The sequence below is a fragment of the Acinetobacter sp. Swhac1 genome (genome assembly GCF_013390985.1).
In the GTDB taxonomy this organism is placed as follows: domain Bacteria; phylum Pseudomonadota; class Gammaproteobacteria; order Pseudomonadales; family Moraxellaceae; genus Acinetobacter; species Acinetobacter towneri.
Genome location: NZ_JACASN010000014.1, coordinates 50,703 through 75,144, shown reverse-complemented (window position 1 = coordinate 75,144; position 24,442 = coordinate 50,703). Strand labels below are relative to the sequence as shown.

Sequence of the window (24,442 nt, the reverse complement as noted above, 5' to 3'; positions counted from 1 at the left end):
TGATTTTGAAGCAATGTACTATGATAAAATTAATCCGTTAGGTCAGGTGGCCTAACTTAAATAAAAAGTCTCCGACAAACCCGGTACGGTTCACTTTTACCCAAAGTGATGTATTGTTTGAGACAGTTTAGTGAAATTATTGAAGAGCTTTGCCAGAAGCGCTGGATTGATTTTGTCCGGCTGAATAAGCAGAACTTGGCTGTATTAGATGGGTTACCTGACCTAGATGAATTCATGTTTGCTCCAAGTCGTAACCAATTGGGGCAGGTCGCGGACTTCTTAATTGACTTACAGCAATGACAGTGTTTTTACTGTGGAAAAAGTCTCAAAAATTCAAAATATGCCGTGGATCATTTTATTCCATGGTCTTTATATCCTGCTGATACCGGACATAATTTTGTTCTGGCAGATGAAAAATACAACTCGCAAAAAAGTAATTATTTAGCATCACAGCAATTCTTACATCAGTGGCAGGAGCGTAATCATCTGCATGATCAATCGATTATTCGAGAAATTTCTCAATTAGGTTTTCTAACCGATCTGCAACGTTCGCATCGGGTTGCAGACTGGGCCTATCAGCAGGCGATTGAGCATGAGTATTTAGTCTGGTTGGGGGGCAAAGATAAACAGATATTGGCTCATCCTATATCTGGTGTCTTTTGAGACGGTTATTCTTTGCAGAGATTCTGTTATCCAAAGACCAATATTTTCAAGAACAAATTGAATATTCAGCAAGATAGTATTCTATAGACAGCTGAATTAGAGCTTTCAGCCCTTACAGACTTTTAACTGGAGGCCTTCATTCTCACAATATGCTGCTACAAAATTTAGAATATTCACCTGTTTGGAGCTTGAGTTGACAGATCACTTGGCTTGAGCACGACAAATAATGTCCTTTTCCACCTTTTTACTGCTGTATGATTTAGAATTTTAGGTAAAATCATTTGATTAATGATTTACTTATTTGGACTTCCATAACAATGACCCAAGTACAACTGCAACAATTACAAAAACAACTTTGGAATATTGCCAATACTTTGCGCGGTACCATGGGCGCCGATGAATTCCGTGATTACATTCTGGGTTTTATTTTCTTTAAATATTTATCAGAAAAGTCGGTGAACTTTGCCAACGAATTGCTCGATGGCGAAGACCTCAGCTTTTTAGAATTAGATGAAAATAATCCTGAGCATGTGCCCTACATCGAAGAAATTAAAAAGAATGCCATTGCCGAAGTCGGTTATGCGCTCACACCAAAACAGCTATTCCATACCTTAGCTGAGCGTGGTCGTCAGGGCGAATTCATTTTGGATGATTTAACTGCGACCTTAAAATCGATTGAACAAAGCACTTTAGGCACCGACTCTGCCGATGACTTTGCCAACCTGTTTGAAGATTTGGATCTAAACTCGACCAAGCTTGGCAATAATGCCAGTGACCGTAATGCACTGGTGGCGAAAGTCCTGAGTCATTTAGATGATATTGATTTTGATATTAGTAATACCGAAGCCGATGTACTGGGTGATGCTTACGAATATCTGATTGGTGAATTTGCCTCAGGTGCGGGCAAAAAAGCGGGTGAATTCTATACCCCGCAAACGGTATCGACTTTACTGGCGAAGATTGTCACCCAAGGCAAAGCGCGTTTACGTTCAGTCTATGACCCGACTTGCGGTTCTGGTTCGTTGTTGCTACGGGTAAAACGTGAAGTAAAAGATGTCGATATGATTTACGGTCAGGAAATGAACCGTACCACCTACAACTTGGCACGCATGAACATGATTCTACATGATGTGCATTTTGCTAAGTTCGACATCAAGCAGGAAAATACTTTAACCCGTCCGCAGCATTTAGATAAAAAGTTTGATGCGGTGGTGGCGAATCCGCCATTTTCTGCAAAATGGTCTGCCGATCCGTTATTTTTACAAGATGAACGTTTTGCTGCGTATGGCAAACTGGCGCCAAGTTCTAAAGCGGATATGGCGTTTGTACAGCACATGCTGTATCAACTGGATGACAATGGCACCATGGCGGTGGTGTTACCGCATGGCGTATTGTTCCGTGGTTCGAGTGAGGGCGTGATTCGTCAGTATTTGATTGAACAGATGAACGTGGTGGATGCCATCATCGGACTACCCGCCAATATTTTCTATGGCACGTCTATTCCGACCTGTATTTTGGTGTTGAAGAAAAACCGTGAGCAGAGCGGCAATATTCTGTTTATTGATGCCAGCAATGATTTTGAAAAGCAGAAGAACCAAAACAAGTTATTGCCTGAGCATTTGGATAAGATTGTTGCGGCATTTGAAAAGCGTGAAAATATTGAAAAGTATGCGCATGTGGCGACTTTGCAAGAAGTCAAAGATAACGATTACAACCTGAACATTCCACGTTATGTAGATACCTTTGAAGCAGAAGCCGAGATTGATTTAGATGCGATTGCAAAACAGCTTCAAGCTTTGGAACACGACAGCCAAAAAACTGATGCGGTGATTGCAGATTTTTGCAAAGAGCTAGGCATTGTTTCACCGTTTGCGGAGGTGAAGTAATGGCTACGCCAAAGTTAAGATTTAAAGAGTTTGAAGGGGATTGGTCTACAAATAAAATAGAGGAAATTTCTATTGTGACATCAGGTGGAACCCCTAGTAGAAACGTTAGTGATTATTGGAATGGCGATATTCCTTGGGTTACAACAAGCCTTGTAGATTTTAATGTTATTAACGAAGCTGAAGAATTTATTACCCAAGTTGGTTTAGATAATTCATCTGCAAAACTTTTCCATAAAGATACAATTTTGATGGCTATGTATGGTCAAGGAATTACTCGAGGAAAAGTAGCTATTTTAGGAATAGATGCTACTACTAACCAAGCCTGTGCAGCTATTAAGCTTAAGAATGGGTTTGAGACAAAATTCATTTTTCAAAACTTAATGAATCGTTATGAGGAAATTCGTGACTTAAGTAATGAAGGTGGACAAAAAAATCTAAGTGCTGGAATTATTAAAGAAATTTTAATTTCATTTCCTGAAAAAGAAGAACAAACCAAAATCGCTTCTTTTCTTTCCGCAGTCGAAGAAAAGATTAGCCAACTCACCCAAAAACACGAACTACTTAGCCAGTATAAACAAGGCATGATGCAAAAATTGTTTAGTCAGCAACTTCGTTTTAAAGCAGATGATGGGAGTGAGTTTGGGGAGTGGGAGGAAAAAAAACTTGGCGAGGTGGGTGAAAATATTATTGGTTTGACCTATTCTCCGACAGATGTGACTAATGATGGCACAGGCATACTTGTTTTACGTTCATCAAATATTAAAGAGGGACGTTTAGATAAGTCAGATAAAGTACGTGTGAATAAAAAGATTCAAGATAAAATTATTGTTCAGCCTAATGATATTTTGATTTGTACTCGAAATGGCAGTCAAAGACTTATTGGGAAAAGTGTCATCATCAATGATGATGAAGTAATGACATTTGGCGCATTTATGTCTGTTTATCGAAGTAAGTACAATAGATTTATTGCGTATTTGATGCAAACTCCTTGGTTCTTTGAGCAAGTACAAATGAATTTAGGTGCTCGTATTAATCAAATTACGACAGGTACTTTAAACGAATTCACTTTTGATTTTCCATGCTTAGAAGAACAAACCAAAATCGCCAATTTCTTATCTGCCATCGACCAAAAAATTGAAGTCGTGGCACAGCAAATTGAACAAGCGAAACAGTGGAAAAAAGGTTTGTTGCAGCAGATGTTTGTATAATTTTAATTTTGCCAAATTCATTCGTGAGTTTGGTTTTTTTGAATAATTCGTTGATTATTCAATTTTAGATAGAGGGTGAAATGAAAGCTAAAGTATTATTAGCAACAGTTCTAAGTATCTGTACAAGTAGTGTTTTTGCATACGATATTGGGTTTAATGAAAAAGGGCAGTTTGGTGCTTTCGATAAAAATGGCAACAAAATGACCTGGACGGAAACCCTGATTGCACAGAAAAATCTGATGCTTCAACAAATGGTTCCTGGACGCCAATCCGCGGCATCAAATCAAAGCAGCAATAGCAGCATTCAGCTCAACAGTTTAAACGCAAACGAATTGCTCCCTACTTTATTTGGTCGAATTCAGTTGAGTGGACGCTACAGATCAAGCGAACTTAAAAATCCGTTTATTGCAGTACAGCAAAAAATTGATGATCAAAATGAGATTCGCTTTCTACAGCAGCATCCAACATTGACTTATCAAAATGCACAAAATCAAACCCGTTACTTTGTGTTTGTAGAAAGTATGCCTACTTTTAATGGGCAAGATGTAAATCAAGGTCATGGCTCTTATACCAAAGGCTATTTATTAAATTTTAAAAAGGCCGCGAATGGCAAATTTGAACTAACCAATCCCCAAGCTCAATTAATTGATATTCCAAGCTCTTATGGTTCAAGTCATATGCAGATCGAAGACATCCAAAAAGACTTTCGTCGTCTTGGAAAAAATGTAATGGGTGCAATCTTTGTCTCAGGCTTTACTTCAGGTGGTGCAACAGAATCATCATTCTACATGCTTTCATTGCAAGACCATGAAGTAGAGATTAAACGGGTTGGCGATGCAGGCATGTTTGGGTCACGCTATATCAAAGCCAAAAATGATGAAGTCGAATATGGCTATGCAGGTAAATATAAGGTCGTAGATACCAATAAGGATTTGCCACTCTATCCGATTGAAATCACTTACAGCACCACGAATTTAAATCTAAAAGATAAAAACGATTACATCGTAGAAATGTATAAGCAAAGTTTAAGTAATAAGGGCAAGTCCAAATAGTGAGATGGATTCAGTTTTGCAATCAATCATCTCGCCTATTTAAGCTAACTCAGAACGTAGCCTCAGTAGTGAATAACTGAAATTACGTACAAACGCTGATCACGACATTAAAAATTAGGATAAATTCATGAAAAAAATCATTATGGGCCTGCTACTAAGTACAAATCTATTGGGTACACAAGCGGTTTTCGCAGAAAATATTAATGAGCCGATCATTCCTGCCATTGCGGGACTTCAAACGAAGGCTATCGTCATAGGCTTTGCCAAAAACCAGTATGAATTAGGTATGGCCTATTACGAGGGAAAACTCATTCCAAGAAATACGTCAAAAGCGGTGGAATGGTTACATCGCGCAAGTGAAAAAAACTATGCACCTGCAAAAGTTGTTTTAGCCAAGATGAATTTAACGGGGGATGGTGTTGTTGCTAACCCACAGTTAGGGCTTCGATTATTGCAGCAAGCTGCTCAAAAAGGTGATCAAGAAGCGATTAAAATGCTGCAAAGTATTAACACAACAAAGCAGCAAAACCAGCAAAATCAGTTCAGCAGCTTAGATGAAGCCCTACTCTGTAAAGGATGGAATACACGTGCGAGAAACTCTTCATTTTTTTTAGAAAACTTAGCAATATCTGAAGTAAAAACTACAACAGAAAAAGCATTAGAACAGTCTTTGAAAAAAAGTTATGCGGAGCAAGATCAGTTTAAATATTATCCTCAATATAAAGATTCAGAAGGTGATACGCCTGATATGCGAATATTTTTACCTAAGAATAAACAGACTTCGATATTTAAAAAACTTGAAACCGCAAATTATTATGGTTATGGCATTAATTATAAAGCAGAGTTAAAGCAGGATGCGAATATACAAAAAATCAAAGATTATTTAGAACAGCGCGACCATTTTAAGTTCTATAGCTACACGCAAGCTCAAATTCGCCAATATCAGACGGAACACAAAAAAATAATGGCTATAGACAATGATCAAGTGAGTGATCAGGCTTTTAAAAATCTCGATAAAAAATTCCCATTATTGAATTCACTCAAGAATGAAAAGGCACAACAGGCATATATCTATAGTTTGCCTATTGTTGATGAAAGTGGTGATACCCACTTTTCTACTTATATCCAGTTAATCGGAATAAATACATCAAACCCATCCTATACCTTGATTTGTGGAGTAGGTGAAGCGTAAAGCTGATTTTAAATAAAAGATGTAAACGTATTTTATTATTTGAGGGAAACATGACAGTACAAAGCGAATATCAACTTGAAAATGAACTGATTAGCCAGCTCAAGCAATTGGGTTATGCCTCAGTGACGCTCAAGGACGAAAGCCAACTACTGTCTAATCTCAAAACACAAATTGAACGTGCCAACGGACTTGCACCATTATCAGAAACAGAATGGAAACAGGTCATCAGTTTTTTAAACACAGGCACAGTGTTTGAACGCGCCAAGAATCTGCGTGATCTGTTCCCAGTCAAATTTGATGATGGGACCAGCAAACACATCTTTTTTCTCTCGGATGACCCAAGCAAGAACATCTATCAGGTGACCAATCAAATCACCATCGATCACCGCGACTATAATGGCCGTACCAGCCGTTTTGATGTGACCTTACTGGTCAATGGTTTGCCTTTGGTACAGATTGAGCTGAAAAAACGCGGCATGGAAATCGCCGAAGCCTTTAATCAAACGCAACGCTATATTCGTGAAGCCTATTGGGCAGGGCAAGTGCTGTTTGGTTTTATTCAGCTCTTTGTGATTAGTAACGGTGCCAATACCCGTTATTACTCCAACGGCACCACAGGCATCGAGTTTGCCTTTCCATGGGCAGATGTTACCAATAAACATATCAATGAAATTGTCGACTTTGCCGAAGCTTTTTTCAATCAGCAGCATCTGACCCAAATGCTGACTCAGTACATGGTGCTGCTAGAAACCACCAAAAGCCTGATGGTGCTGCGTCCCTATCAGATTTATGCAGTACAGAAAATTGTGGAGCATGTGCAAAACTCCGATCAGAACGGCTATATCTGGCACACTACAGGTTCAGGCAAAACCCTGACCTCATTTAAAGCCAGTCAGATCATCATGCAAATGCCTGATGTGGAAAAAGTTCTGTTTGTGGTCGATCGTAACGACCTCGATACGCAAACCTCACGCGAATTTAATGCTTTTAAAGCCGACAGCGTCGACAGCACCGATAACACATCGACCTTGGTGAAACAGCTCGATCAACGTCATGACAAACTGATTGTGACCACCATCCAAAAGCTCAATCGGGCCATCAGCACCGACCGTTATTTAGAATCGATTGATTATCTTAAAAATAAAAAAGTGGTCTTTATTTTTGATGAATGTCATCGCAGTCAATTTGGTGAGACTCATCAGAACATCAAAAAATTCTTCAGCAATGCACAAATGTTTGGTTTTACCGGTACGCCTATTTTTGAAAAGAACAGCCAAAGCAAAGCAGGTTTAAAACTGACGACAGATTACCTGTTTAATGAGTGTTTGCATAAATACGTGATTGTCGATGCCATCCGTGACCGTAACGTCTTGCAGTTCCAGATTGATTATCGTGGCAAATACACCGCCAAAGGCATGGCGACGAATGAAAGTTATGAGGAAGATGTAGAAGGCATCGATACCAAAGAACTGTATGACAACCCGCAACGCCTAGAAATGATTGCCCGCTACATTGTCAATATCCACGATACCAAAACCCGTAATCGTGAATTTACCGCAATGTTCTGTGTCAGTTCAGTCGAAACACTGACTCAATATTACGACATCTTTGAAAAGGTGCAGGCTGAAAAACAAATTGAAGATGAAGCACAAGGTCGGATATTTAAACCGTTGACTATTGCCACCATTTTTTCCTATGCGGCAAATGAGGCTGTACCGACTGATGACTTAAATGGCTTGATTCATGAAGAAGCCGCAGATATTCCAAGTCAGGTCAATTCATCCAGTCGGGATAAGCTAGATCGCTACATAGCGAATTACAACCGACAGTTTAAAACCAACTACAATTCTGGCGATCAATTTTATGCGTACTACCGCGACATTGCACAGCGCGTAAAAAATAGACAGATTGATATTCTAATCGTGGTCAATATGTTCCTCACGGGCTTTGACTCTAAGCCGCTAAATACCTTGTATGTCGATAAAAACCTAAAATATCATGGCTTGATTCAAGCATTCTCACGTACCAATCGTGTCTACAACGATAAAAAACCATTTGGCAATATCATCTGTTTCCGCAACCTAAAACGTGCAACGGATGAAGCGCTGGCACTATTTTCCAATAAAGAAACGACCAAGATCGTCCTTGTTCCAAGCTATGCGGAAATCGAACAGGATTACCAAGCAGCGGTGAGCAAACTGTTTGCCTTAACGCCCAATTACCAATCAGTCGATGATCTTATTACTGAAGAACAGCAACTGGAATTTATTAAAGCTTTCCGTGAAGTGATGCGCTATAACGCGCAATTACAAACTTTTATTGAATATGACCAGGATCAAACCGCATTAGATAAACAGCACTTTGCCAACTTCGCCTCTAAGTATGCTGACCTATGCCGTGCTGTTAGAAAGACCACCAAGAAAGAAAAAGTATCGGTGCTGGATGATGTCGATTTTCAGCTGGATTTACTGCACAGTGACCGCATTAATGTTGGTTATATCATCAACCTGCTACAGCTTGTTGTTTATACGGACTCAGAGGACAAGCGTCAGAAGTACCAAGCGCAAATTTACGATTTAATCAGTAGTGATATTAGCTTGCACGATAAGCAAGACCTCATTCAAAAATTCATTGAAGAAAACATACCGAAGATGATCAATGGACAGAGCGTTCAAACGGCTTTTGCTGCATTTTGGGATGCTGAAAAAGAACAGGCCTATCAGCATCTTTGTAAAGAAGAAAACCTGAAACCAGAAGCGATGAAGCAGGTTCTGGAGCATTATGAGTTCACCAAACGCCTACCACGTAAAGAAGAGTTGAAGGACTTACCAAACTATAAGGTTAAGCTGTTTGAACGGGAGAACGTGTTTAGCAATTTGCTGGTCAAGACCCGGAAACTGATTGAAAAATTTTATGTGGGGTTTTAAATTGTCAAAGAAGTAAAGCACCTTAGTGGTGCTTTACTTCTTTAGGTGTATGCATTTGTTCCACCCTTTCTAAGACAGTGGCAGAGAACGGTGTCAACGGCATTCTAAAATTGACCCCTTTGACCTCGTATTAAGTTTCAACCTGTGGCTGAATCCCTATTCTTTTTTTATCCTTCAAACGATAACTCTCACCCGATATTTGTACCACATGACAGTGATGCAATAACGATCTAACATCGCAGCGGTCAACGTGACATCATCCTCAAACGACTTAGACCATTGGCTAAATGGTAAGTTACTCGTCAATATCGTACTGCCTTTTTCATAACGCTTGGCAATCACGTTAAAGAACAGATTCGCTTCTTCACGTCCAAAGGGCAAATAACCAATTTCATCGATAATCAATAATTTCGGGGCGAGTATCACGCGTTGCATATAGGTTTTCAATTTACCTTGCTGATAGGCTGTACTGAGTTACAGCATGAAATCGGCGGCGGTAATAAACTTGGTTTTGACATTGCTCATGATGGCCTTATAGGGAATCTTTAGAAAGAAAGCCAATCATCTCAGCAAGATAATTGGCTTAAGTGAGAGTCACGATTATCCGCTTATTCGTCGGTCATCCCAATAACACGGCACTACAATCAAATGGTTCTCATGTAACCGAGACCATAATCTTACACCTAAATCCCGCTGCATATTTTGGACTGTGAAATTGGAAATCAGCAGGGTAGATTTCATATTGTCATAACGACTATACAAAACCTTATGCACCATCTCCAGGCGTTTTTCATGCCGGTCATGCAGGCCATATTCATCAATCACCAATAAATCAAAACTGGAGAAATGGTCGATGACTTCTTTCTCAGAGCGCGAAGCATCTGACCAGGTATCCATCATTTTTTGAGCAATTTCTGCACTGGTATAGTAGCGTGCAGATTTTGTACTGTTATGCAGAATGTTGCGAATAATTGATGCACTCAGATGGGTTTTACCTGTACCCGGTGTACCAATCATCAACATGTTCGGGTTGTGGTCAGAAATAATTTGCTGTGCAAAGGCCTGACATAGTTTGATGGTATTGTCTTGTGCAGGGCATGCAACTACATAATTCTTGAAGCCCCGATCCAGGTAGCGTTTATTGAGCCCTGAATTTTTAATTTTCTGTTTTAGCAATCGCTGTTGCAGTTCATTCTCATAGGCTGCATGTGAGTGTTGGACGGTTTCTTTGGCACACAATTTACAGAGCCTGTGACCAGCAATTTCCATCAGGGGTATATGATGGGTAGGGCAAAGTGTTTCCGTTGTTTCTTCGCGAAACTGGAGTGTTTTAAGCATGGTATTCATGACTGATCTCCTAAATCCACTTTGAATTTTCTAAAAAACTCTCATTTTTTTCTTCAAAATTTGAAGATGAAGATGAAGATGAAGATGAAGATGAAGATGAAGATGAAGATGAAGATGAAGGGCATGATTCAAGCATGACTTGAGTAATACTCGGGCTCTTCTCAGGAGCTGCTTGAGCATTTACTTTTCGTTGCCTGGCTGATGCTTGAGCATTACTTGCGGATTTGCCCCAACGTGCTTGAGCTGCATTTTTAGCTTTATCAGATTTCATTTGCTGATTTTGCAATGCCTGGCTTTTTAAACTGCTTAAGAAATTTGAATGAATCTGCTCAGATTCGATTTCAAACAATTCCAGGGCCATTAGCGTATTCAACAAAGTTTTAGCCTTGGTGTGCTGCGGTAATTTCGTGATGCTACATACAGTAGCTAGGTCGTGAGGAATGGCACCATTTTTCCAGAAATCCATCATTAACAGCAGTGCCGCACCAATTTGTTCTGCTGTCATTCGTGCAAATTTCGCTTGTAGGTCGCCAATATAGAGTGGCATCCAAATTGAAATATCTTTATGCATATGTTCACCTTTTTATAGGTATAAAGGGGCTGAGGTCATCAATTAGATGACCTTTTATGTTTGTTTTATGAGTGAGCGAGACTCATTAAGCGGACACGGGCCTGTTGAGCTAAGTCATCGTAATGAGCTTGCCCTTCATCCAGCATTCGCTGTAGCCAAAGTCTTAATGCTTGGTGATCATCGAAACATTTATTGATTTCCAGCAAAAAGGCCAGATTGTGCAGTTTCGGAATGTGAAACTCATGAATGAGTTCACGCGCGACCAAATCTGCTTCTGGGCTAACGACTACGCCGCCAAAGAAAGCTTTACTGTTCATGGGCAAGCTCCTCTGTATTCAGTCTCTCCAGCATGGCTTCAAAAGCACTACCATCGCGGCGCGTAACATTAGGGATGTAACGGCTATAGACCCGGAATAGCATTTCAGTCGTTGAATGCCCCAATTGGCGAGCGACCCATTCTGGATTTTCACCTGCCGCCAGCCAGAGCGTTGCTGCTGTATGACGTGTCTGATAAGCACGACGAGGCGTTAATCCTAAAAAGCGCAGGATAGGGTGCCATACACGTTTATTAACTAAACGGTAGTCTAGAGGACCACCATCACGGTTGCAGAAGACGAAGTTCGATTTTCCGTTGTTGAGGCTTTTCTGTTGCAGAAAGGCTTGGTACACCCGGTCATTCATCTGGATCGTGCGGTCAGAACCATACGTTTTGGTTCCACCAAGAACACCATTCACTAACGCTTCACGGATATGGATCTCACGACGTTGCAAGTCGATATTTTTCCATTGAAGGCCATCGATTTCACTAGTACGCATACCCGTAAAAAAGCGGATGGTGTAATAAGGTTTAAAGTCGTCACGAACAGATGTAATAATTCGCTGAACTTCTTCAAGAGAGAAAGGCGTGACTTCAATCCGACCTTCTTTCAAACTTTTTATGTTTTTGTAAGGGCTATCAAAATCATATCGTTCGGATGCGCTATCTAGTATCATACGAAGTACTGTCATAATCTGGTTGATTCGTGATGGTGAAAGGCATTCTTGGTTATTTCCGTATGTCACTTTGGCGAGGGATGAACGGAATCCAAGGATGTCTGACTTTTTGATGTTAATAACAGGAATTGTTCCGAAATATGGAGTTAAATATTTTCGAATAACAATTCTAATTTTTTCTGCATAGCTGTTACGCCATTCTATTTCTTTATCAGCAACCCATATTTCACAGTACTTAGAAAAAACAGGTGCTTTAGAACTCACTGCATTGATTTGGTTTTCAGCAGCTTTAATTTCTGCCAGTCGAGCACTTTTGGGAAAATATTTTGCATAATCAAATACACCTAAGAGCATTTCAGCTTCCATACGTTCAATCGCTTTTTCAAGTTTTTTACGATTGGTAGGTGTATCTTCCATTGCAGTTGTTTCACGGCAACGCTTATTTAAGTACCGAAAATCAATTGTAAGCTTGCCGTATCTTGTACGGATTGAGGCCATGTGATTGAGCTCCTATTGTAGTTGTAGGCTATGAAGAGAGCCGAACGAGGTTTTTGTCATATCTTCCTCAATGCGTTCCCAAACATAAAGAATTTTGCGCCCACCAAATGGGCGAATGTAATGAACGCCTTCAATTAAGACGCTATCTTTCAGTTGATTTCGGATAGTACGCTCGTTGTAATGAATTCGTTCCGAAAGTTCTTTTGTAGTAAGATACGTGAAGTTCATATGTATATCCTTTTAAAAAGTATCACAATGATGTTATTTAAGATTACAATGCAATACTATAAGCATTTAATACATCATGCAAGTACTTTATTACACAATGGTGGTAATTAATGATAGTTTGCAATTTACCAGTTTTATTAGCAGAACGCAGAATGAAGGTTGCGGATGTTGCGCGTGAAACAGGGATGAGTAAAACCACTCTGCATAAACTTTATAATGGTCAATCGACTCGTATTGATTTTGAAACTATTGAGAAGCTCTGTTTATTATTAAATGTAGAGGTAGGAGATCTTTTGAAATTACAAGCTGAAGAATCTTAAGACGATGAAATATTTATGAAATTAAGGTGACCAAATTTGGTCACCTTATTTTTTAGAGTATTTTTTGATTGTGAGACAAGTAGTAGATATTGAGTTAAGTAGGGCTGAATTTTAAAAACTTAAAATGATCTGTAATTGTGAGAGTTTTATTGTGTGATCAAATTTGGTCACGATCCTAATTGATCTTGAAAAATATTGAATTGAAAATAATAGAAGTCTAATGACATAGAGATTTTCGGTGGAATATTTTTTTAGGCAGTTTTAGAAAGGGGTTCTTATCTTTTTGATTTATTGAAGGCACCATTTGGTCACCATTTGGTCACCAATTTTGATATAGCACTTTTGTAAACTTACTTTTTTTAGAATAAAGATCTCTTATGAAGAAAAATATTGAATAAAATCAACAAAAAAAGCCTCAATCTTTCGACTGAGGCTTTTAAAATTCTGGAGCGGGAAACGAGACTCGAACTCGCGACCCCAACCTTGGCAAGGTTGTGCTCTACCAACTGAGCTATTCCCGCATGCGGTGTATAATACATGATGCAAAAATAGGGTCAATCATTTTTTGCATATCGTTGTACTGACTGAATAAATAAACAACATTTTTAGAAAAAACAGCAGTCATCAGCCTAAATTTCATAACGAAAAGTGGTGCGAATCGTAAATCGAAGAATCCTCACGGCAAGATGCTGCGAATCACACAGAACACGTTATACTTCAGAGAGCTTTTAAAACCATTCGGGGAAATACAAGCATGAGCTTAGAACAACAGTTGCTACAACGCTTAGCCGTTTTCAATCCAAGCCATTTAGAGGTGGTGAACGAATCTGCAGGACATGGCGGTTATTTCCCGGGTAAAGAGTCGCATTTTAAAGTGGTGATGGTGAGTGAAGATTTTCAGGGGCTACGCGCCGTACAACGTCATCAAAAAATTTATGCTGCTGTAGGTGACTTACTTGCGCCAAATAAAATTCATGCACTGGCGATTCATGCCTTTGTTGCATCTGAATGGCAGGGACAAGACACCAGCAGCCCAGAATGCGCCCACGCACCAAAAACATCGTAATGGAATGAAATAAATGGAAAATTTAGGAATGCTGAATACCATTCACGTTGCTGCGGCTGCTTTATTATTATTGGTGCTGTTTGTGCGTGCCATGACTTTGTTTAAGGGCACACAAAATAACTCGCCTAATCCTAAAGCGTGGACAGTCTTTGTGGCATTGCAACACTCGGCACTGACGCTGATTGTGGTGACAGGTGTCATTGCTTTGTTTTTAAAAGACTTTCAAGTCGAAACATGGTTTTATGCCAAAATTATTTTATTTTTGGTGATGCTGTCATCTTTAATCAAAGCGTATAAAAAAGATGACAGTATTTTGTTGATTCAACGCCGTGTCGGTTGGGGCTTAGCTTTAGTCGCATTTTTTGCCATTTTAGGCTTAGTAATGTTAAAGCCAAGCTTTGGCTAAGTCAGCAGATCTTATTGTGGATGTTGCTCGTGGGTGTGAACTCACGAGCATTGAATGTATGTAAATATTGGCAAAAGATTGGCTGCATATTTGAGCACTGGCGAATTGTTAGACATAATTCGGCAAGAATATTTACAGCTCAGTTAAACTGAAGTGATGTCACAACAAAAATTGAAAAGAGGGGCGGCAATGCGCACACGTGTGGTGTTTAATCAGAAAGGTGGTGTTGGAAAATCCAGTATTACCGTCAATTTGGCTGCAATCAGTGCGCATCAGGGTTTAAAAACATTGGTGATTGACCTCGACCCGCAAGCCAACTCCAGCCAATATTTGTTAGGTGATGATGCTACTTATTCTGCCGACAAGCCTGCGCTTGAGCCCAACATCGAAAATTATTTTGAAGAAGTGTTGGGTGCAAACCAATCCAAAGGTTTACTGGGCAATGCTTTAGGCTCAATTTTAAAAAACCGCAGCAAAGGTTTAGAAGCTTATGTGCATCAATCGCCATTTAAAAATTTGGATGTGATTCCTGCGAGTCCGCAATTGGGCGGCTTGGCACATGCACTTGAATCGAAACATAAAATTTATAAGCTGCGCGATGCCTTGCAACAATTGTCCGATCAATATGACCGCGTGTTTATTGATACCCCGCCTGCATTTAACTTTTTTACCTTATCGGCATTAATTGCTGCAGATCGGGTGCTCATTCCATTTGACTGCGATGTCTTTTCTAAACGCGCTTTGCAAAGCCTGATTGAAAATGTGTTGGAAACTCAGGATGACCATAATGCAAACTTGCAAATTGAAGGCATTGTGGTGAATCAATATCAGGCACAGGCCAAGTTACCGCGTGAAGTGGTGCAGCAACTCAAAGATGAAGGTTTGCCTGTTTTGAATAGTATGTTACCGCCTTCGGTGTTGATGAAAGAATCACATCATAAAAATTTGCCATTAATTCATTTGGCAACAGATCATAAATTGACGCAGGCCTATCAATCATTGTTCAATGAAATTGAGCAAGCGTGATACAGAGGTAGACATGAAAACATTTGCAATTGGTCTTGTCGCGGCAAGTAGTTTATTGCTGGGGGCTTGTGCGACCACAGTGAAACCTAGCTATGTGTCGCCTACACATTATCAGGCTTTGAATTGCCAACAATTACAAAGCGAATATAACCGTATTCAGCAATATATTGAAAGCGGTGTCGAAGCGCCGAAACGTACAGGTGTTGGTGTAGGTATCGGTTTAGGCGGTGGTTGGGGAAGCCGTGGCGGTTGGGGCGTTGCACCGAGTGTTTCAGTCAATATGGGACAGTCATCCAATACTAAAAGAACAGAACTGGCACGTCTTTTAGGTGAACAAGAAGCCATTGTACAAGCAGCAAAATTTAAAGCTTGCCCGATTATTGTTAAGCCCAAACCTGTAACATCTTAAATTTTAGGATTTGCGAATATTTCGTCCGTGGTGCTGCCATTTGTGCAGCACCATTGCTTAAAAAATGTAGCAATATAATTAGACTGATCTCAATCTAATAATTAAAAAACAAAAACTTAATTTTATTTTCTATTCTATTAATACCCTTGGTTTAGTCCTGCCAGATAGAAAAACTTGTCATTTTCAATGGCTTTCATATAAGGTGTGCTCCTATTTTTGATTCGCATGCTTTGGTGTTTATGATTGAAAGTTGGCTCTTTGTCCTAGCAATGATTGGGGTCTTGATGATTCCTGGCCCGACCAATGCGCTATTGGCAAGCTCAGCCCACCAACAAGGCATTGCCAAAACCAGTCTGCTGATTCCCGCAGAGTTTTTTGGTTATATGTATGCCATTAGTCTGTGGGCGTTATTCATTCATTTGAGTGCGCCAATTTGGCCTTATTTAATTGATATACTGCATGTTTTAAGCGCAGGCTATGTGTTTTGGATGGCTTTTCATTTATGGAAGCAGTCACATTTAGAACAACATTGTCAAAAGCACTCTGCCATTCGCCCTGCACAATTATTTTTTTCGACTTTTAAAAACCCAAAAGCCTTGTTATTTGCTGCAGGTATTTTTCCTACAGAAACGTGGGATAACCCGACCAACTTTGCTATGGTCTATGTCTTATTTGGTCTGATTTTATTGCCAACAGCGTTATTTTGGATGTCTTTTGGGCGAGCAGTTTTGGCGCGAGAAACCAATAAAGTGACTGCAGATCTGTTATATAAAGGCTCGGCTTTGCTGTTGGTGGTGTGTATGCTGCCTGTGGTGGCACGTTTTTTCTAAAGATTTAGAGATTTTTGGTGAGTTGAGCACTCATCTCACCTATTTTGAATGGATAAGGGCAGCACTGTTCAACAGGCATGCCCAAAAAATTTCACAACTTAAGCAGTTTTTTTCTTGAGTTTTTGGCGAATAAAACCAATCACCCCAGGCAAGACACTTAAAATAATAATGCCGAAAATTAAATGGGTGAAATTGTCTTTCACAATTGGCATATTGCCAAACAAATAACCGAGTGTAATAAACGACGCGATCCAGCAAAAAGCGCCAATTACGTTATAGGTTAGGAAGTATTTATAATTCATGCTGCCTGCACCCGCCACAAAGGGCGCAAAGGTACGCGCAAAAGGCACAAAACGCGCAAAAATAATGGTTTTTCCGCCGTGTCGCTCAAAAAACTTCTGGGTTTCGATCAAATGTTTTTTATTGATAAAACGTGATTCCAGTTCAAAAACCCGTGGACCAATATATTTACCAATGTGGTAATTCAGGGTGTCACCGAGTACCGCAGCAGTAAACAATAAAATACCCAAAATCCACGGATCCATCACTCCTGTCGATGCAGCCAATGCGCCTGCCGCGAACAGTAAACTATCGCCAGGTAAAAACGGCATGACCACCAAGCCCGTTTCTACAAAAATAATCAGGAATAAAATAGCGTAAATCCATACCCCATATTGGGTGATGAATTCGAGCAAATGTTCATCGACGTGTAATATAAAATCAATCAGTTCCATGGGAAAAAACAAGCGAAAGTGTGCTCAAATCCTAGCAGTCCACAGGCGGAAAGTCAGTATGAAAAGGTAAATAATTTTCACAGTGATTTTAGGGATGCTAGACCAGCCACATCGGTTCTTTTTCGTTGCATAGATGCAACAACATGTCTTTTAAATGCGTATTTATCCTGAATTTTGAAAAAACTAAGATGTATTTGTCTTCAAGAATGAATCAAAAATATAGGTGATCTGATGTTTAATCCAAATGTTGTGGTAAAAAGTGTGGTCGAACACGCAGGTGTGCAGGCTGTTGTGAGTTTATTTGCACGTGCTTTTTTAGCGTACTTATTCATTGTATCTGGCTGGGGCAAAATCGCAGGCTATGAGGCAACTGTGGGTTATATGCAGGAGATGGGTGTTTCAGGTTCATTATTGCCGTTCGTTATTTTGCTGGAATTGGGCGGTGGTTTGGCACTTTTATTGGGCTTTCAGGCACGAGTGGTCGGCTTGGGCTTAGGTGTTTTTAGTCTCGTGACTGCATTTTTGTTCCATGGCGCGCCAGAAGATGCCTTGAACTTAATGAAAAATATTGGTTTAGCAGGTGGTTTCTTCTACATCATGCTTTACGGTGCAGGCAAAATAAGTCTAGACCATCTTTTGGAAGCAAAAAAGTAAGTCATTGATTTCCACATCAGCTCAACAATTTAAGCAATCTTCAAGAAGGTTGCTTTTTTTATGCCATAGAAAATGCATAGTCTTTTAAAACTTAGAGTATGTGGTCACTGCAATATCACGAAGAAAAATAGCCATTTTTAGGATTGTCTGAATAGTGTGCGCAAGGCGTGGAAAAATGCTAGAATAGCGCGCTTAATTCGTTTGCCTTTCTATAGTTGTTTGTCATGACTACCAATACTCAAATTACTGAAGATCGTATCCTGATTCTGGATTTCGGTTCGCAATATAGCCAGCTGATCGCACGTCGTGTTCGTGAAGCGGGCGTATATTCTGAAATGTATGCCTACGATATGTCGGAAGAAGACATTCTTGCATTTAATCCAAACGGTATTATCTTATCGGGTGGACCTGAAAGTGTTCACCAAGCGGGTAGTCCACGCGCACCTGAAATTGTATTTAACTTAGGCGTACCTGTACTGGGTATCTGCTATGGTTTACAAACCATGTCAGAACAACTGGGCGGTAAAGTTGAAGCGGGTTCAGTACATGAATTCGGTTATGCCGAAGTCGATATTTTGGTACGTGACAAACTGATTGGTAACTTGCAAGACCGTGAAAACCAATTGCACGTTTGGATGAGCCATGGCGATAAAGTGGCACGCATTCCAGAAGGCTTCCAAATTACGGCTAGCACACCAAGCTGCCCTGTGGCGATGATTTCTGATGAAACACGCCGTTTCTATGGTATTCAATTCCACCCAGAAGTAACGCACACGGCTAAAGGTGCAGAATTACTGTCTAACTTCGTACATCAAATTTGTGGATGTCGTGGTTTGTGGACACCAGAACACATTATCGACTTGCGTGTAGAGCAATTACGTCAGCAAATTGGCGATGAAAAAGTATTGCTTGGTTTGTCGGGCGGTGTCGATTCATCTGTGGTTGCGGCATTGTTGCATAAAGCCATTGGCGATCAATTAACGTGTGTATTTGTAGACAATGGTTTGTTGCGCTTGAACGAAGGCGATCAAGTGATGCAAATGTTTGCAGAAAACATGGGGATTCGCGTGATTCGTGCCGATGCAGAACAACGCTTCTTGAGCGCGTTGGCAGGTGAAGTTGATCCTGAGAAAAAACGTAAAATCATTGGTCGTGAATTTATTGAAGTCTTTGCCGAAGAAGCGCGTAAATTAGATGGCGTGAAATTCTTGGCACAAGGTACGATTTACCCAGACGTGATTGAATCTGCAGCCAGCAAACAAGGCAAAGCGCATGTGATTAAATCACACCACAACGTGGGCGGTTTACCAGAAGATTTAGCTTTTGAATTGGTTGAACCATTACGTGACTTGTTTAAAGATGAAGTTCGTAAGCTTGGCACCACTTTAGGCTTGCCACACAGCATGATTTACCGCCATCCATTCCCAGGTCCAGGTTTGGGCGTGCGTATTTTGGGTGAAGTGAAAAAAGAATATGCAGACATTTTACGTCTAGCTGATGATATTTTCATGCAGGAATTACGTGCAAGTGGCTGGTATGACAAAACAGCTCAAGCATTTGCAGTATTCCAACCTGTAAAATCAGTTGGTGTCGTAGGTGATGGCCGTCGTTATGCATGGGTAATCGCACTACGTGCCGTAGAAACAGTGGACTTTATGACTGCACGTTTCGCACACTTGCCGTATGATTTGGTTGACCGTATTTCAACGCGCATCATGAATGAAATTGCAGAGGTTTCACGTGTGGTTTATGACGTATCATCTAAACCACCTGCAACCATTGAATGGGAGTAATTCAGGGATTTCACGAAGCACTGCTTCGTGCCTGAATTACGCCAAGCGCTATGCGCGCGGCAGCTAGGGGTTTCAAGCAGCACTGCTGCTTGCCAGTTTTACGACATGAGCCCATTTTAAAGCACGGCTTTTAAAATGGGTGCAAGATGCTTGCGGCAGCTAGGGTTTTTTAAACATACTCTAGCCCCAAAAACCCAAAAAATGAGCACGTAATGTGCTCATTTTTTATATCTTTAGATCATCCAAGATTTAACTTCTTTTTTTAAAATCGGTTCGGGTGGCTCAGACATTCCCACATCATAACTGATCACGCAGTTACGTCCGCTTTGTTTGGCTTGGTAAAGTGCGAGGTCGGCTTCTTTAATCAACAGCTGTAAGTCAGTTTGTTGCGGTTTTAAACTGGATACTCCAATGGAGACAGTGAAATTAAAACATTTTTTATCAATGCACATTTCATGCTGAGCAATTTTTTGTCTTAAGCGTTCTGAAATCATCAGTGCTTCATCTAAGCTGGTTTCACTAAGCAGAGCGATAAACTCTTCACCGCCAAAGCGTGCCAAAATATCCTTGCGGCGCATTTCTTTACGAGCAATGTCTGCAATATTTTGTAAGACCCGATCTCCAATATCGTGCCCATAGGTATCGTTAATTTGTTTAAAAAAGTCGACATCAAACATTAGTAAGCAGACCGATTCAGATTTAGGCCAGGCATGAATTTTGTGTTCTGCCATGTGTACAAACTGACGTCGGTTATTGAGTTGGGTCAGTTCATCGGTGTGTGCCAAGGCTTGCAAGGTATGAAAATTCCAGTCATCCAGCAAACTGCGTAAAAAGTGATGGCGGGCATTTAGAGTGTTGATCCAACTGATATACAAACTCAACAAACATACAGGGATATACACCACCATAAAAACTAAGGCATCCTGCAAATTGGTGAGGGAAATCACCCCCAAAAACATGAGTACGCTCATGACCAATGAATTGTAGACCGCAGGGCGGAAACGCACTTGAATACATAGGTTCGCCATGAGCACAAAAATGACCGAGGCATACACATAAGTGGAAATCCAAGGGCTTTGTGATTGCGACAGGATATAAAACCAAATACCGCAGCACAGTGTGGCGCTGACTGGTAAAATTAAATCCAGCAGGCGAATATCTTTGATCAATTTAAAGCAGAAATAATTGCCAATCAGCGCCAAGACAACAGCACTGAGACGGAGTGTCGCCGAGAGTGTAGTGACATCTGGAATGATGAAATAATCGATAAAGAAATACAGCAGGAACGTCATTTGCCCAATGTAATTGACTTGGCGTAAAGAACGACGCTGATGTAAATTCTGGTGTTGATAAAAATGTGTTTCAAATTGTGGTGGAAGTTGCGCAGCAGGGTGCTGCAATGCTTTTTCAATTGCTTGTCGGTTTTCAAGATCACACTCAGTTGTTTTTAAAAGTTTTTCTGAGGCTTCCTGATTGCTTAAAATCTTCGAACGGGTCTGTTCCCCCATTCGAGCTTTTACAGACATAGCGATATTTACTCAAATTGACAACTTATAGTGAGGATTATGCGCAAAATGCAGAAAAAATAACCTCCCTAAATTTGGGTATTTTCTCTATTTTTTTAAATTTTGGTCAAAATTATGCCATATATTTTAAGGTGTAGTTCAAGTTTGAACCATAAAAATCAGAACAACAAATTTCATCTTGCTCTTCGTTAGTGATTTACTATATTTAATAGTCAAGGAATTTACAGAAATATAAGAGGTATAGGATGAGCAACAGCAATTATACCGAGCTTTCCAATTCAGACGATTGTGATAAGTACGTCAAGCAATTTATACAGGAATTTCCACTGCTTAGTGCTGAAATTGGGCAGGGAACTTTAATTAAACGTGCTTTACCGAGTCGGCATAAACGCATGATTGGGGCATGGTGTTTTCTAGATCACGCAGGTCCTGTTAATTTTCCACAAGGTGAAGGCTTAGATGTCGGGCCGCATCCACATATTGGTTTGCAAACATTCACCTGGATGATTGAAGGCAGCATTATGCATACCGACAGTTTGGGTACTAAGCAATTGATTCGTCCCAAACAGGTTAATTTAATGACCGCGGGTTATGGTATTTCACATACCGAAGTTGCTCCCGACACCGAAACACACATGCATACAGCGCAACTGTGGATTGCTTTACCTGATGATCAGCGCAATATGGCGCCACGTTTTGATCATTACCCTGACTTGCCTGTGGTTTTGCTAGATGGAGTGGAATTTACCATCTTAGTTGGTGAATTTTTAAATACCACTTCACCAGTATTAGTACATAGTGAGTTGCTAGGGGTAGATATTTATAGTGAAACCAGCACGACAACCCGTTTGCCGCTGAATCCTAAATTTGAATATGGTTTGATGATGCTGGAAGGCACAGCCACTGTGCATGGGCATGAATTAAACGATGAAAATATGCTGGTGCTTGAACCAGGCTTAACCGAAATTCAGCTAGATTTACATGCGGGTGCGCGTCTGTTGCTATTGGGCGGTTTACCTTTTGAGTCGCCAATTTTGTTGTGGTGGAATCTCGTCGGTCGTACCCAAGAGGAACTCAGCATTGCACGTGAGCAATGGGTCAATCATGATCCTCGTTTTGGCACAATACCAGACTACGATGGACCACGTTTAGAAGCGCCGACTTTCCCCGCAAAAATGCGTGCATCAAAATAAATGATGGAATATCAATCTATAGGGAGCATCTTATGGCCAAGATTGGCACAGCACAGGTACGCAGTTTAGACACGGCATGGCAAGGTCAGATCCAAAGTGGTCAGCACCAATTGAAGGTAGATGAGCCTGAAAAGTTAGGTGGTCAAGATGCAGGTCCTGCACCTTATGATCTGTTATGTAGCAGTTTGGTCGCTTGCACCATGATTACCTTGCGTATGTATGCACAGCATAAGGGTTTGGATTTTGGCAAAATTCAGGTCGAGGCGGACTTCTTTACCAATCAGGAAGGGCAGGAGTGGATTGAACGCCGTGTGCAAACTGAAGCAGCGTTAGATGCAGAATTACAGCAAAAAGTACTGAATATCTGTCAAAAAACACCTGTGACGAAAACCTTGTTACGCAGTGTGGAAATTCGTACTGAATTGGGTTAAACCTAGAGTTGAATCCGTCTCTTATAAAAAGGCATGCAGGACATGCCTTTTTATAATGTTGCGTGAAACAGAAGATATAACAATCACTTAAAACAGATGTAATAAAAACAAAATAGGACGTTTATGATTACTTTACACCACCTTGATCAATCCCGCTCTTTCCGCATTTTGTGGGCGCTCGAAGAGCTGGGTTTGGACTATGAAATCAAGTTTTACCACCGTCAGCCCAATTTAAGTGCGCCCAATGAATTGAAGCTGATTCACCCATTGGGTAAAGCACCAATTTTGACGGATGCAGAGCAGACCATTGCAGAATCTGCAGTCATTTTGGAGTACTTGCAGCAGCATTATGATACGCAAAGGCAGTTTAAACCGCAGCAGGCTTCAGCACAGCAAGCATATCAATACTGGATGCATTATGCCGAAGGCTCGCTAATGCCATTGTTAGTGATGCAATTGGTGATGACCAATGTGCCGCAGCATGTGCCATGGTTAGTTCGACCAATGGCGCAAAAAATTACTGCAGGTGTTAAAGCAGGGTTTATTCAGCCTCGTTTAAAAGATCATATTGCTTATTTAGAAGATTATTTGGGCAAACATGATTATTTTGCAGGGGATTTTTCTTTTGCCGATATTCAAATGGGTTTCCCGCTCCAAGCATTGCAAAGCCGTACCGGGCATCATTATCCACAGATTGCGGCTTATTTGGCACGCGTGGAACAGCGTCCTGCATTTCAGCGTGCACGCGAACGTGAGCAGCAGTTAATGCAAATCTAGCGATGATTTTTGTGAGTACATCGTTCTATAGACCTAAAAAAAGATGCCGAGGCATCTTTTTTTAATTGATTTTGGTCGATTGATAACAATGAGGCTTAGCGTTTCACGACAATTGAATCAATTCCACTATGCTGCAAAGTTTGCTGAGCAATCACTGCAGCATCGGCTGAATCATAAGGGCCTGAAATCACCCGATACCAAGTTTCACCACCTTCTACACTTTTCACTACATCTGCCGATAAACCATTCAAAATAATTTCGGCACGACGTGCATCTGCAGCATCTGGGTCGGTATAGCTACGCACTTGTAGAATATAGCTGGCTTGTACCACAGGGGCAGGCATTTCTGTCAGACCAACATTGGCTTCGCTGGCCGCTGGCGCCTCTACAGCAGCAGGCGCTTCAACAATGACTACGGTATTCTGTTGCTGTGTTTCAGGCACCGCTTGCTCAGGAATTGGGGTAACCTGTTGCTGTGGCAGCAAATCATAAAAACGATAGTCTTTGTTGGTATCTTCCTGATAATGCTCAGAATTGATTTGCCCTTTAGGCTGTACAGGTGCCCACGGTTTCCATAGCATTAAGGCTACAGCAAAACACAACACGATTAAAATCACCACGAGTGTGCCTAACCACGTTGGAATTAGTGGTTTTTTGGGCTTATTCGGTCGTTCAGATACACCGCGTTGCGTTTTTCCAAACACGTGGACTT

23 protein-coding genes, 1 tRNA gene and 4 pseudogenes are annotated in these 24,442 nt (G+C 40.7%); 18 read left to right on the top strand and 10 right to left on the bottom strand.

What is annotated here, in order from left to right; translation table 11 throughout:
• Positions 1-93 precede the first annotated feature (93 nt).
• The 7 genes and pseudogenes from HX743_RS09015 to HX743_RS08990 form a co-directional block, all read left to right on the top strand.
• A pseudogene (locus tag HX743_RS09015) lies at positions 94-663 on the top strand (HNH endonuclease); the annotation flags it as partial.
• Between the two features lie 317 nt (positions 664-980).
• Complete coding sequence (locus HX743_RS09010) at positions 981-2,549, top strand: type I restriction-modification system subunit M (RefSeq protein ID WP_178319039.1); 1,569 nt, start codon at positions 981-983, stop codon at positions 2,547-2,549.
• Positions 2,549-3,040, top strand: a pseudogene (locus HX743_RS16565) (restriction endonuclease subunit S); the annotation flags it as partial. The gene HX743_RS09010 and the pseudogene HX743_RS16565, both read left to right, overlap by 1 nt.
• An 87-nt stretch (positions 3,041-3,127) precedes the next feature.
• Positions 3,128-3,757 (top strand): annotated as a pseudogene (locus tag HX743_RS16560) (restriction endonuclease subunit S); the annotation flags it as partial.
• An 80-nt stretch (positions 3,758-3,837) separates the two neighbouring features.
• Entirely contained in the window at positions 3,838-4,809 is a 972-nt protein-coding gene (locus HX743_RS09000) for a hypothetical protein (RefSeq protein ID WP_178319038.1), read from the top strand.
• A 127-nt stretch (positions 4,810-4,936) separates the two neighbouring features.
• Positions 4,937-6,001: a tetratricopeptide repeat protein gene (locus tag HX743_RS08995; RefSeq protein ID WP_070153658.1), complete on the top strand. Its 1,065-nt coding sequence runs from the start codon at positions 4,937-4,939 to the stop codon at positions 5,999-6,001.
• A gap of 50 nt (positions 6,002-6,051) precedes the next feature.
• On the top strand, positions 6,052-8,928 hold the full coding sequence (locus HX743_RS08990) for a type I restriction endonuclease subunit R (RefSeq protein WP_178319037.1): 2,877 nt from the start codon (positions 6,052-6,054) through the stop codon (positions 8,926-8,928).
• Between the two features lie 130 nt (positions 8,929-9,058).
• On the opposite strand, the pseudogene HX743_RS08985 reads toward HX743_RS08990, so the two are convergent.
• The 6 genes and pseudogenes from HX743_RS08985 to HX743_RS08960 all read right to left on the bottom strand — a co-directional run.
• Positions 9,059-9,477 (bottom strand): annotated as a pseudogene (locus HX743_RS08985) (ATP-binding protein); the annotation flags it as partial.
• A gap of 51 nt (positions 9,478-9,528) precedes the next feature.
• The gene (locus tag HX743_RS08980; protein WP_070153652.1) at positions 9,529-10,275 is read right to left on the bottom strand and encodes an ATP-binding protein; all 747 of its coding nucleotides are present in this window, start codon (positions 10,273-10,275) and stop codon (positions 9,529-9,531) included.
• Between the two features lie 10 nt (positions 10,276-10,285).
• Positions 10,286-10,846, bottom strand: a complete 561-nt coding sequence (locus tag HX743_RS08975) for a DUF1376 domain-containing protein (RefSeq protein WP_178319036.1) — start codon at positions 10,844-10,846, stop codon at positions 10,286-10,288.
• Between the two features lie 65 nt (positions 10,847-10,911).
• The gene (locus tag HX743_RS08970) at positions 10,912-11,163 is read right to left on the bottom strand and encodes a hypothetical protein (RefSeq protein WP_178319035.1); all 252 of its coding nucleotides are present in this window, start codon (positions 11,161-11,163) and stop codon (positions 10,912-10,914) included.
• Complete coding sequence (locus HX743_RS08965) at positions 11,153-12,337, bottom strand: site-specific integrase (protein WP_178319034.1); 1,185 nt, start codon at positions 12,335-12,337, stop codon at positions 11,153-11,155. The genes HX743_RS08970 and HX743_RS08965 overlap by 11 nt, the downstream gene beginning before the upstream one ends.
• A 12-nt stretch (positions 12,338-12,349) precedes the next feature.
• Positions 12,350-12,565 (bottom strand): hypothetical protein, encoded by a 216-nt coding sequence (locus HX743_RS08960; protein WP_019837125.1) that lies wholly within the window; start codon positions 12,563-12,565, stop codon positions 12,350-12,352.
• A gap of 110 nt (positions 12,566-12,675) precedes the next feature.
• On the opposite strand from HX743_RS08960, the gene HX743_RS08955 reads away from it, so the two are divergent.
• Positions 12,676-12,885 (top strand): helix-turn-helix transcriptional regulator, encoded by a 210-nt coding sequence (locus tag HX743_RS08955; protein ID WP_084792783.1) that lies wholly within the window; start codon positions 12,676-12,678, stop codon positions 12,883-12,885.
• Positions 12,886-13,330: 445 nt separating this feature from the next.
• On the opposite strand, the gene HX743_RS08950 is transcribed toward HX743_RS08955, so the two are convergent.
• Positions 13,331-13,406, bottom strand: a tRNA-Gly gene (locus tag HX743_RS08950).
• A 233-nt stretch (positions 13,407-13,639) separates the two neighbouring features.
• Here HX743_RS08950 and HX743_RS08945 point away from each other — a divergent pair.
• From HX743_RS08945 to HX743_RS08925, 5 genes are all read left to right on the top strand, one after another.
• Positions 13,640-13,951, top strand: coding sequence for a BolA family transcriptional regulator (locus HX743_RS08945; RefSeq protein WP_178319033.1), 312 nt, complete (start codon positions 13,640-13,642; stop codon positions 13,949-13,951).
• A gap of 13 nt (positions 13,952-13,964) precedes the next feature.
• Positions 13,965-14,357, top strand: coding sequence for a SirB2 family protein (locus HX743_RS08940; protein ID WP_131261283.1), 393 nt, complete (start codon positions 13,965-13,967; stop codon positions 14,355-14,357).
• 189 nt (positions 14,358-14,546) lie between these two features.
• Positions 14,547-15,383, top strand: a complete 837-nt coding sequence (locus HX743_RS08935; protein WP_070155018.1) for a ParA family protein — start codon at positions 14,547-14,549, stop codon at positions 15,381-15,383.
• Positions 15,384-15,396: 13 nt separating this feature from the next.
• A complete protein-coding gene (locus HX743_RS08930) occupies positions 15,397-15,792 on the top strand; it encodes a hypothetical protein (protein WP_004970241.1) in 396 nt (131 codons plus the stop codon).
• Positions 15,793-16,031: 239 nt separating this feature from the next.
• Entirely contained in the window at positions 16,032-16,622 is a 591-nt protein-coding gene (locus HX743_RS08925; RefSeq protein ID WP_178319032.1) for a LysE family translocator, read from the top strand.
• Between the two features lie 98 nt (positions 16,623-16,720).
• Here the strand turns inward: HX743_RS08925 and HX743_RS08920 are convergent, their stop codons facing one another.
• Positions 16,721-17,356 (bottom strand): DedA family protein, encoded by a 636-nt coding sequence (locus HX743_RS08920; protein WP_096902210.1) that lies wholly within the window; start codon positions 17,354-17,356, stop codon positions 16,721-16,723.
• Positions 17,357-17,587: 231 nt separating this feature from the next.
• Here HX743_RS08920 and HX743_RS08915 point away from each other — a divergent pair, with 231 nt between their 5' ends.
• On the top strand, positions 17,588-18,010 hold the full coding sequence (locus HX743_RS08915; protein WP_178319031.1) for a DoxX family protein: 423 nt from the start codon (positions 17,588-17,590) through the stop codon (positions 18,008-18,010).
• Between the two features lie 224 nt (positions 18,011-18,234).
• The gene (guaA, locus tag HX743_RS08910; protein WP_178319030.1) at positions 18,235-19,803 is read left to right on the top strand and encodes a glutamine-hydrolyzing GMP synthase; all 1,569 of its coding nucleotides are present in this window, start codon (positions 18,235-18,237) and stop codon (positions 19,801-19,803) included.
• A 233-nt stretch (positions 19,804-20,036) separates the two neighbouring features.
• Here the strand turns inward: guaA and HX743_RS08905 are convergent, their stop codons facing one another.
• Positions 20,037-21,329 carry a GGDEF domain-containing protein gene (locus HX743_RS08905; RefSeq protein WP_178319029.1) on the bottom strand — a complete coding sequence of 431 codons (1,293 nt, stop codon included), beginning with the start codon at positions 21,327-21,329 and terminating at the stop codon, positions 20,037-20,039.
• A 245-nt stretch (positions 21,330-21,574) separates the two neighbouring features.
• Here HX743_RS08905 and HX743_RS08900 point away from each other — a divergent pair, with 245 nt between their 5' ends.
• The 3 genes from HX743_RS08900 to HX743_RS08890 all read left to right on the top strand — a co-directional run bounded on the left by HX743_RS08900 (position 21,575) and on the right by HX743_RS08890 (position 23,730).
• Positions 21,575-22,522: a pirin family protein gene (locus HX743_RS08900; protein ID WP_178319028.1), complete on the top strand. Its 948-nt coding sequence runs from the start codon at positions 21,575-21,577 to the stop codon at positions 22,520-22,522.
• A gap of 32 nt (positions 22,523-22,554) precedes the next feature.
• Positions 22,555-22,953: an OsmC family protein gene (locus tag HX743_RS08895; RefSeq protein WP_178319027.1), complete on the top strand. Its 399-nt coding sequence runs from the start codon at positions 22,555-22,557 to the stop codon at positions 22,951-22,953.
• A 123-nt stretch (positions 22,954-23,076) separates the two neighbouring features.
• On the top strand, positions 23,077-23,730 hold the full coding sequence (locus tag HX743_RS08890; RefSeq protein ID WP_004970224.1) for a glutathione S-transferase family protein: 654 nt from the start codon (positions 23,077-23,079) through the stop codon (positions 23,728-23,730).
• 95 nt (positions 23,731-23,825) lie between these two features.
• Here HX743_RS08890 and HX743_RS08885 read toward each other — a convergent pair whose 3' ends face one another.
• Entirely contained in the window at positions 23,826-24,434 is a 609-nt protein-coding gene (locus tag HX743_RS08885) for an SPOR domain-containing protein (protein WP_004970222.1), read from the bottom strand.
• Positions 24,435-24,442: the final 8 nt, after the last annotated feature.

Bases quoted from the DNA above. Each gene is read 5' to 3' on its own strand.
- HX743_RS09010 (WP_178319039.1), top strand. From the start codon at position 981: ATGACCCAAGTACAACTGCAACAATTACAAAAACAACTTTGGAATATT.
- HX743_RS09000 (WP_178319038.1), top strand. From the start codon at position 3,838: ATGAAAGCTAAAGTATTATTAGCAACAGTTCTAAGTATCTGTACAAGT.
- HX743_RS08995 (WP_070153658.1), top strand. From the start codon at position 4,937: ATGAAAAAAATCATTATGGGCCTGCTACTAAGTACAAATCTATTGGGT.
- HX743_RS08990 (WP_178319037.1), top strand. From the start codon at position 6,052: ATGACAGTACAAAGCGAATATCAACTTGAAAATGAACTGATTAGCCAG.
- HX743_RS08980 (WP_070153652.1), bottom strand. From the start codon at position 10,275: ATGAATACCATGCTTAAAACACTCCAGTTTCGCGAAGAAACAACGGAA.
- HX743_RS08975 (WP_178319036.1), bottom strand. From the start codon at position 10,846: ATGCATAAAGATATTTCAATTTGGATGCCACTCTATATTGGCGACCTA.
- HX743_RS08970 (WP_178319035.1), bottom strand. From the start codon at position 11,163: ATGAACAGTAAAGCTTTCTTTGGCGGCGTAGTCGTTAGCCCAGAAGCA.
- HX743_RS08965 (WP_178319034.1), bottom strand. From the start codon at position 12,337: ATGGCCTCAATCCGTACAAGATACGGCAAGCTTACAATTGATTTTCGG.
- HX743_RS08960 (WP_019837125.1), bottom strand. From the start codon at position 12,565: ATGAACTTCACGTATCTTACTACAAAAGAACTTTCGGAACGAATTCAT.
- HX743_RS08955 (WP_084792783.1), top strand. From the start codon at position 12,676: ATGATAGTTTGCAATTTACCAGTTTTATTAGCAGAACGCAGAATGAAG.
- HX743_RS08945 (WP_178319033.1), top strand. From the start codon at position 13,640: ATGAGCTTAGAACAACAGTTGCTACAACGCTTAGCCGTTTTCAATCCA.
- HX743_RS08940 (WP_131261283.1), top strand. From the start codon at position 13,965: ATGGAAAATTTAGGAATGCTGAATACCATTCACGTTGCTGCGGCTGCT.
- HX743_RS08935 (WP_070155018.1), top strand. From the start codon at position 14,547: ATGCGCACACGTGTGGTGTTTAATCAGAAAGGTGGTGTTGGAAAATCC.
- HX743_RS08930 (WP_004970241.1), top strand. From the start codon at position 15,397: ATGAAAACATTTGCAATTGGTCTTGTCGCGGCAAGTAGTTTATTGCTG.
- HX743_RS08925 (WP_178319032.1), top strand. From the start codon at position 16,032: ATGATTGAAAGTTGGCTCTTTGTCCTAGCAATGATTGGGGTCTTGATG.
- HX743_RS08920 (WP_096902210.1), bottom strand. From the start codon at position 17,356: ATGGAACTGATTGATTTTATATTACACGTCGATGAACATTTGCTCGAA.
- HX743_RS08915 (WP_178319031.1), top strand. From the start codon at position 17,588: ATGTTTAATCCAAATGTTGTGGTAAAAAGTGTGGTCGAACACGCAGGT.
- guaA (WP_178319030.1), top strand. From the start codon at position 18,235: ATGACTACCAATACTCAAATTACTGAAGATCGTATCCTGATTCTGGAT.
- HX743_RS08905 (WP_178319029.1), bottom strand. From the start codon at position 21,329: ATGTCTGTAAAAGCTCGAATGGGGGAACAGACCCGTTCGAAGATTTTA.
- HX743_RS08900 (WP_178319028.1), top strand. From the start codon at position 21,575: ATGAGCAACAGCAATTATACCGAGCTTTCCAATTCAGACGATTGTGAT.
- HX743_RS08895 (WP_178319027.1), top strand. From the start codon at position 22,555: ATGGCCAAGATTGGCACAGCACAGGTACGCAGTTTAGACACGGCATGG.
- HX743_RS08890 (WP_004970224.1), top strand. From the start codon at position 23,077: ATGATTACTTTACACCACCTTGATCAATCCCGCTCTTTCCGCATTTTG.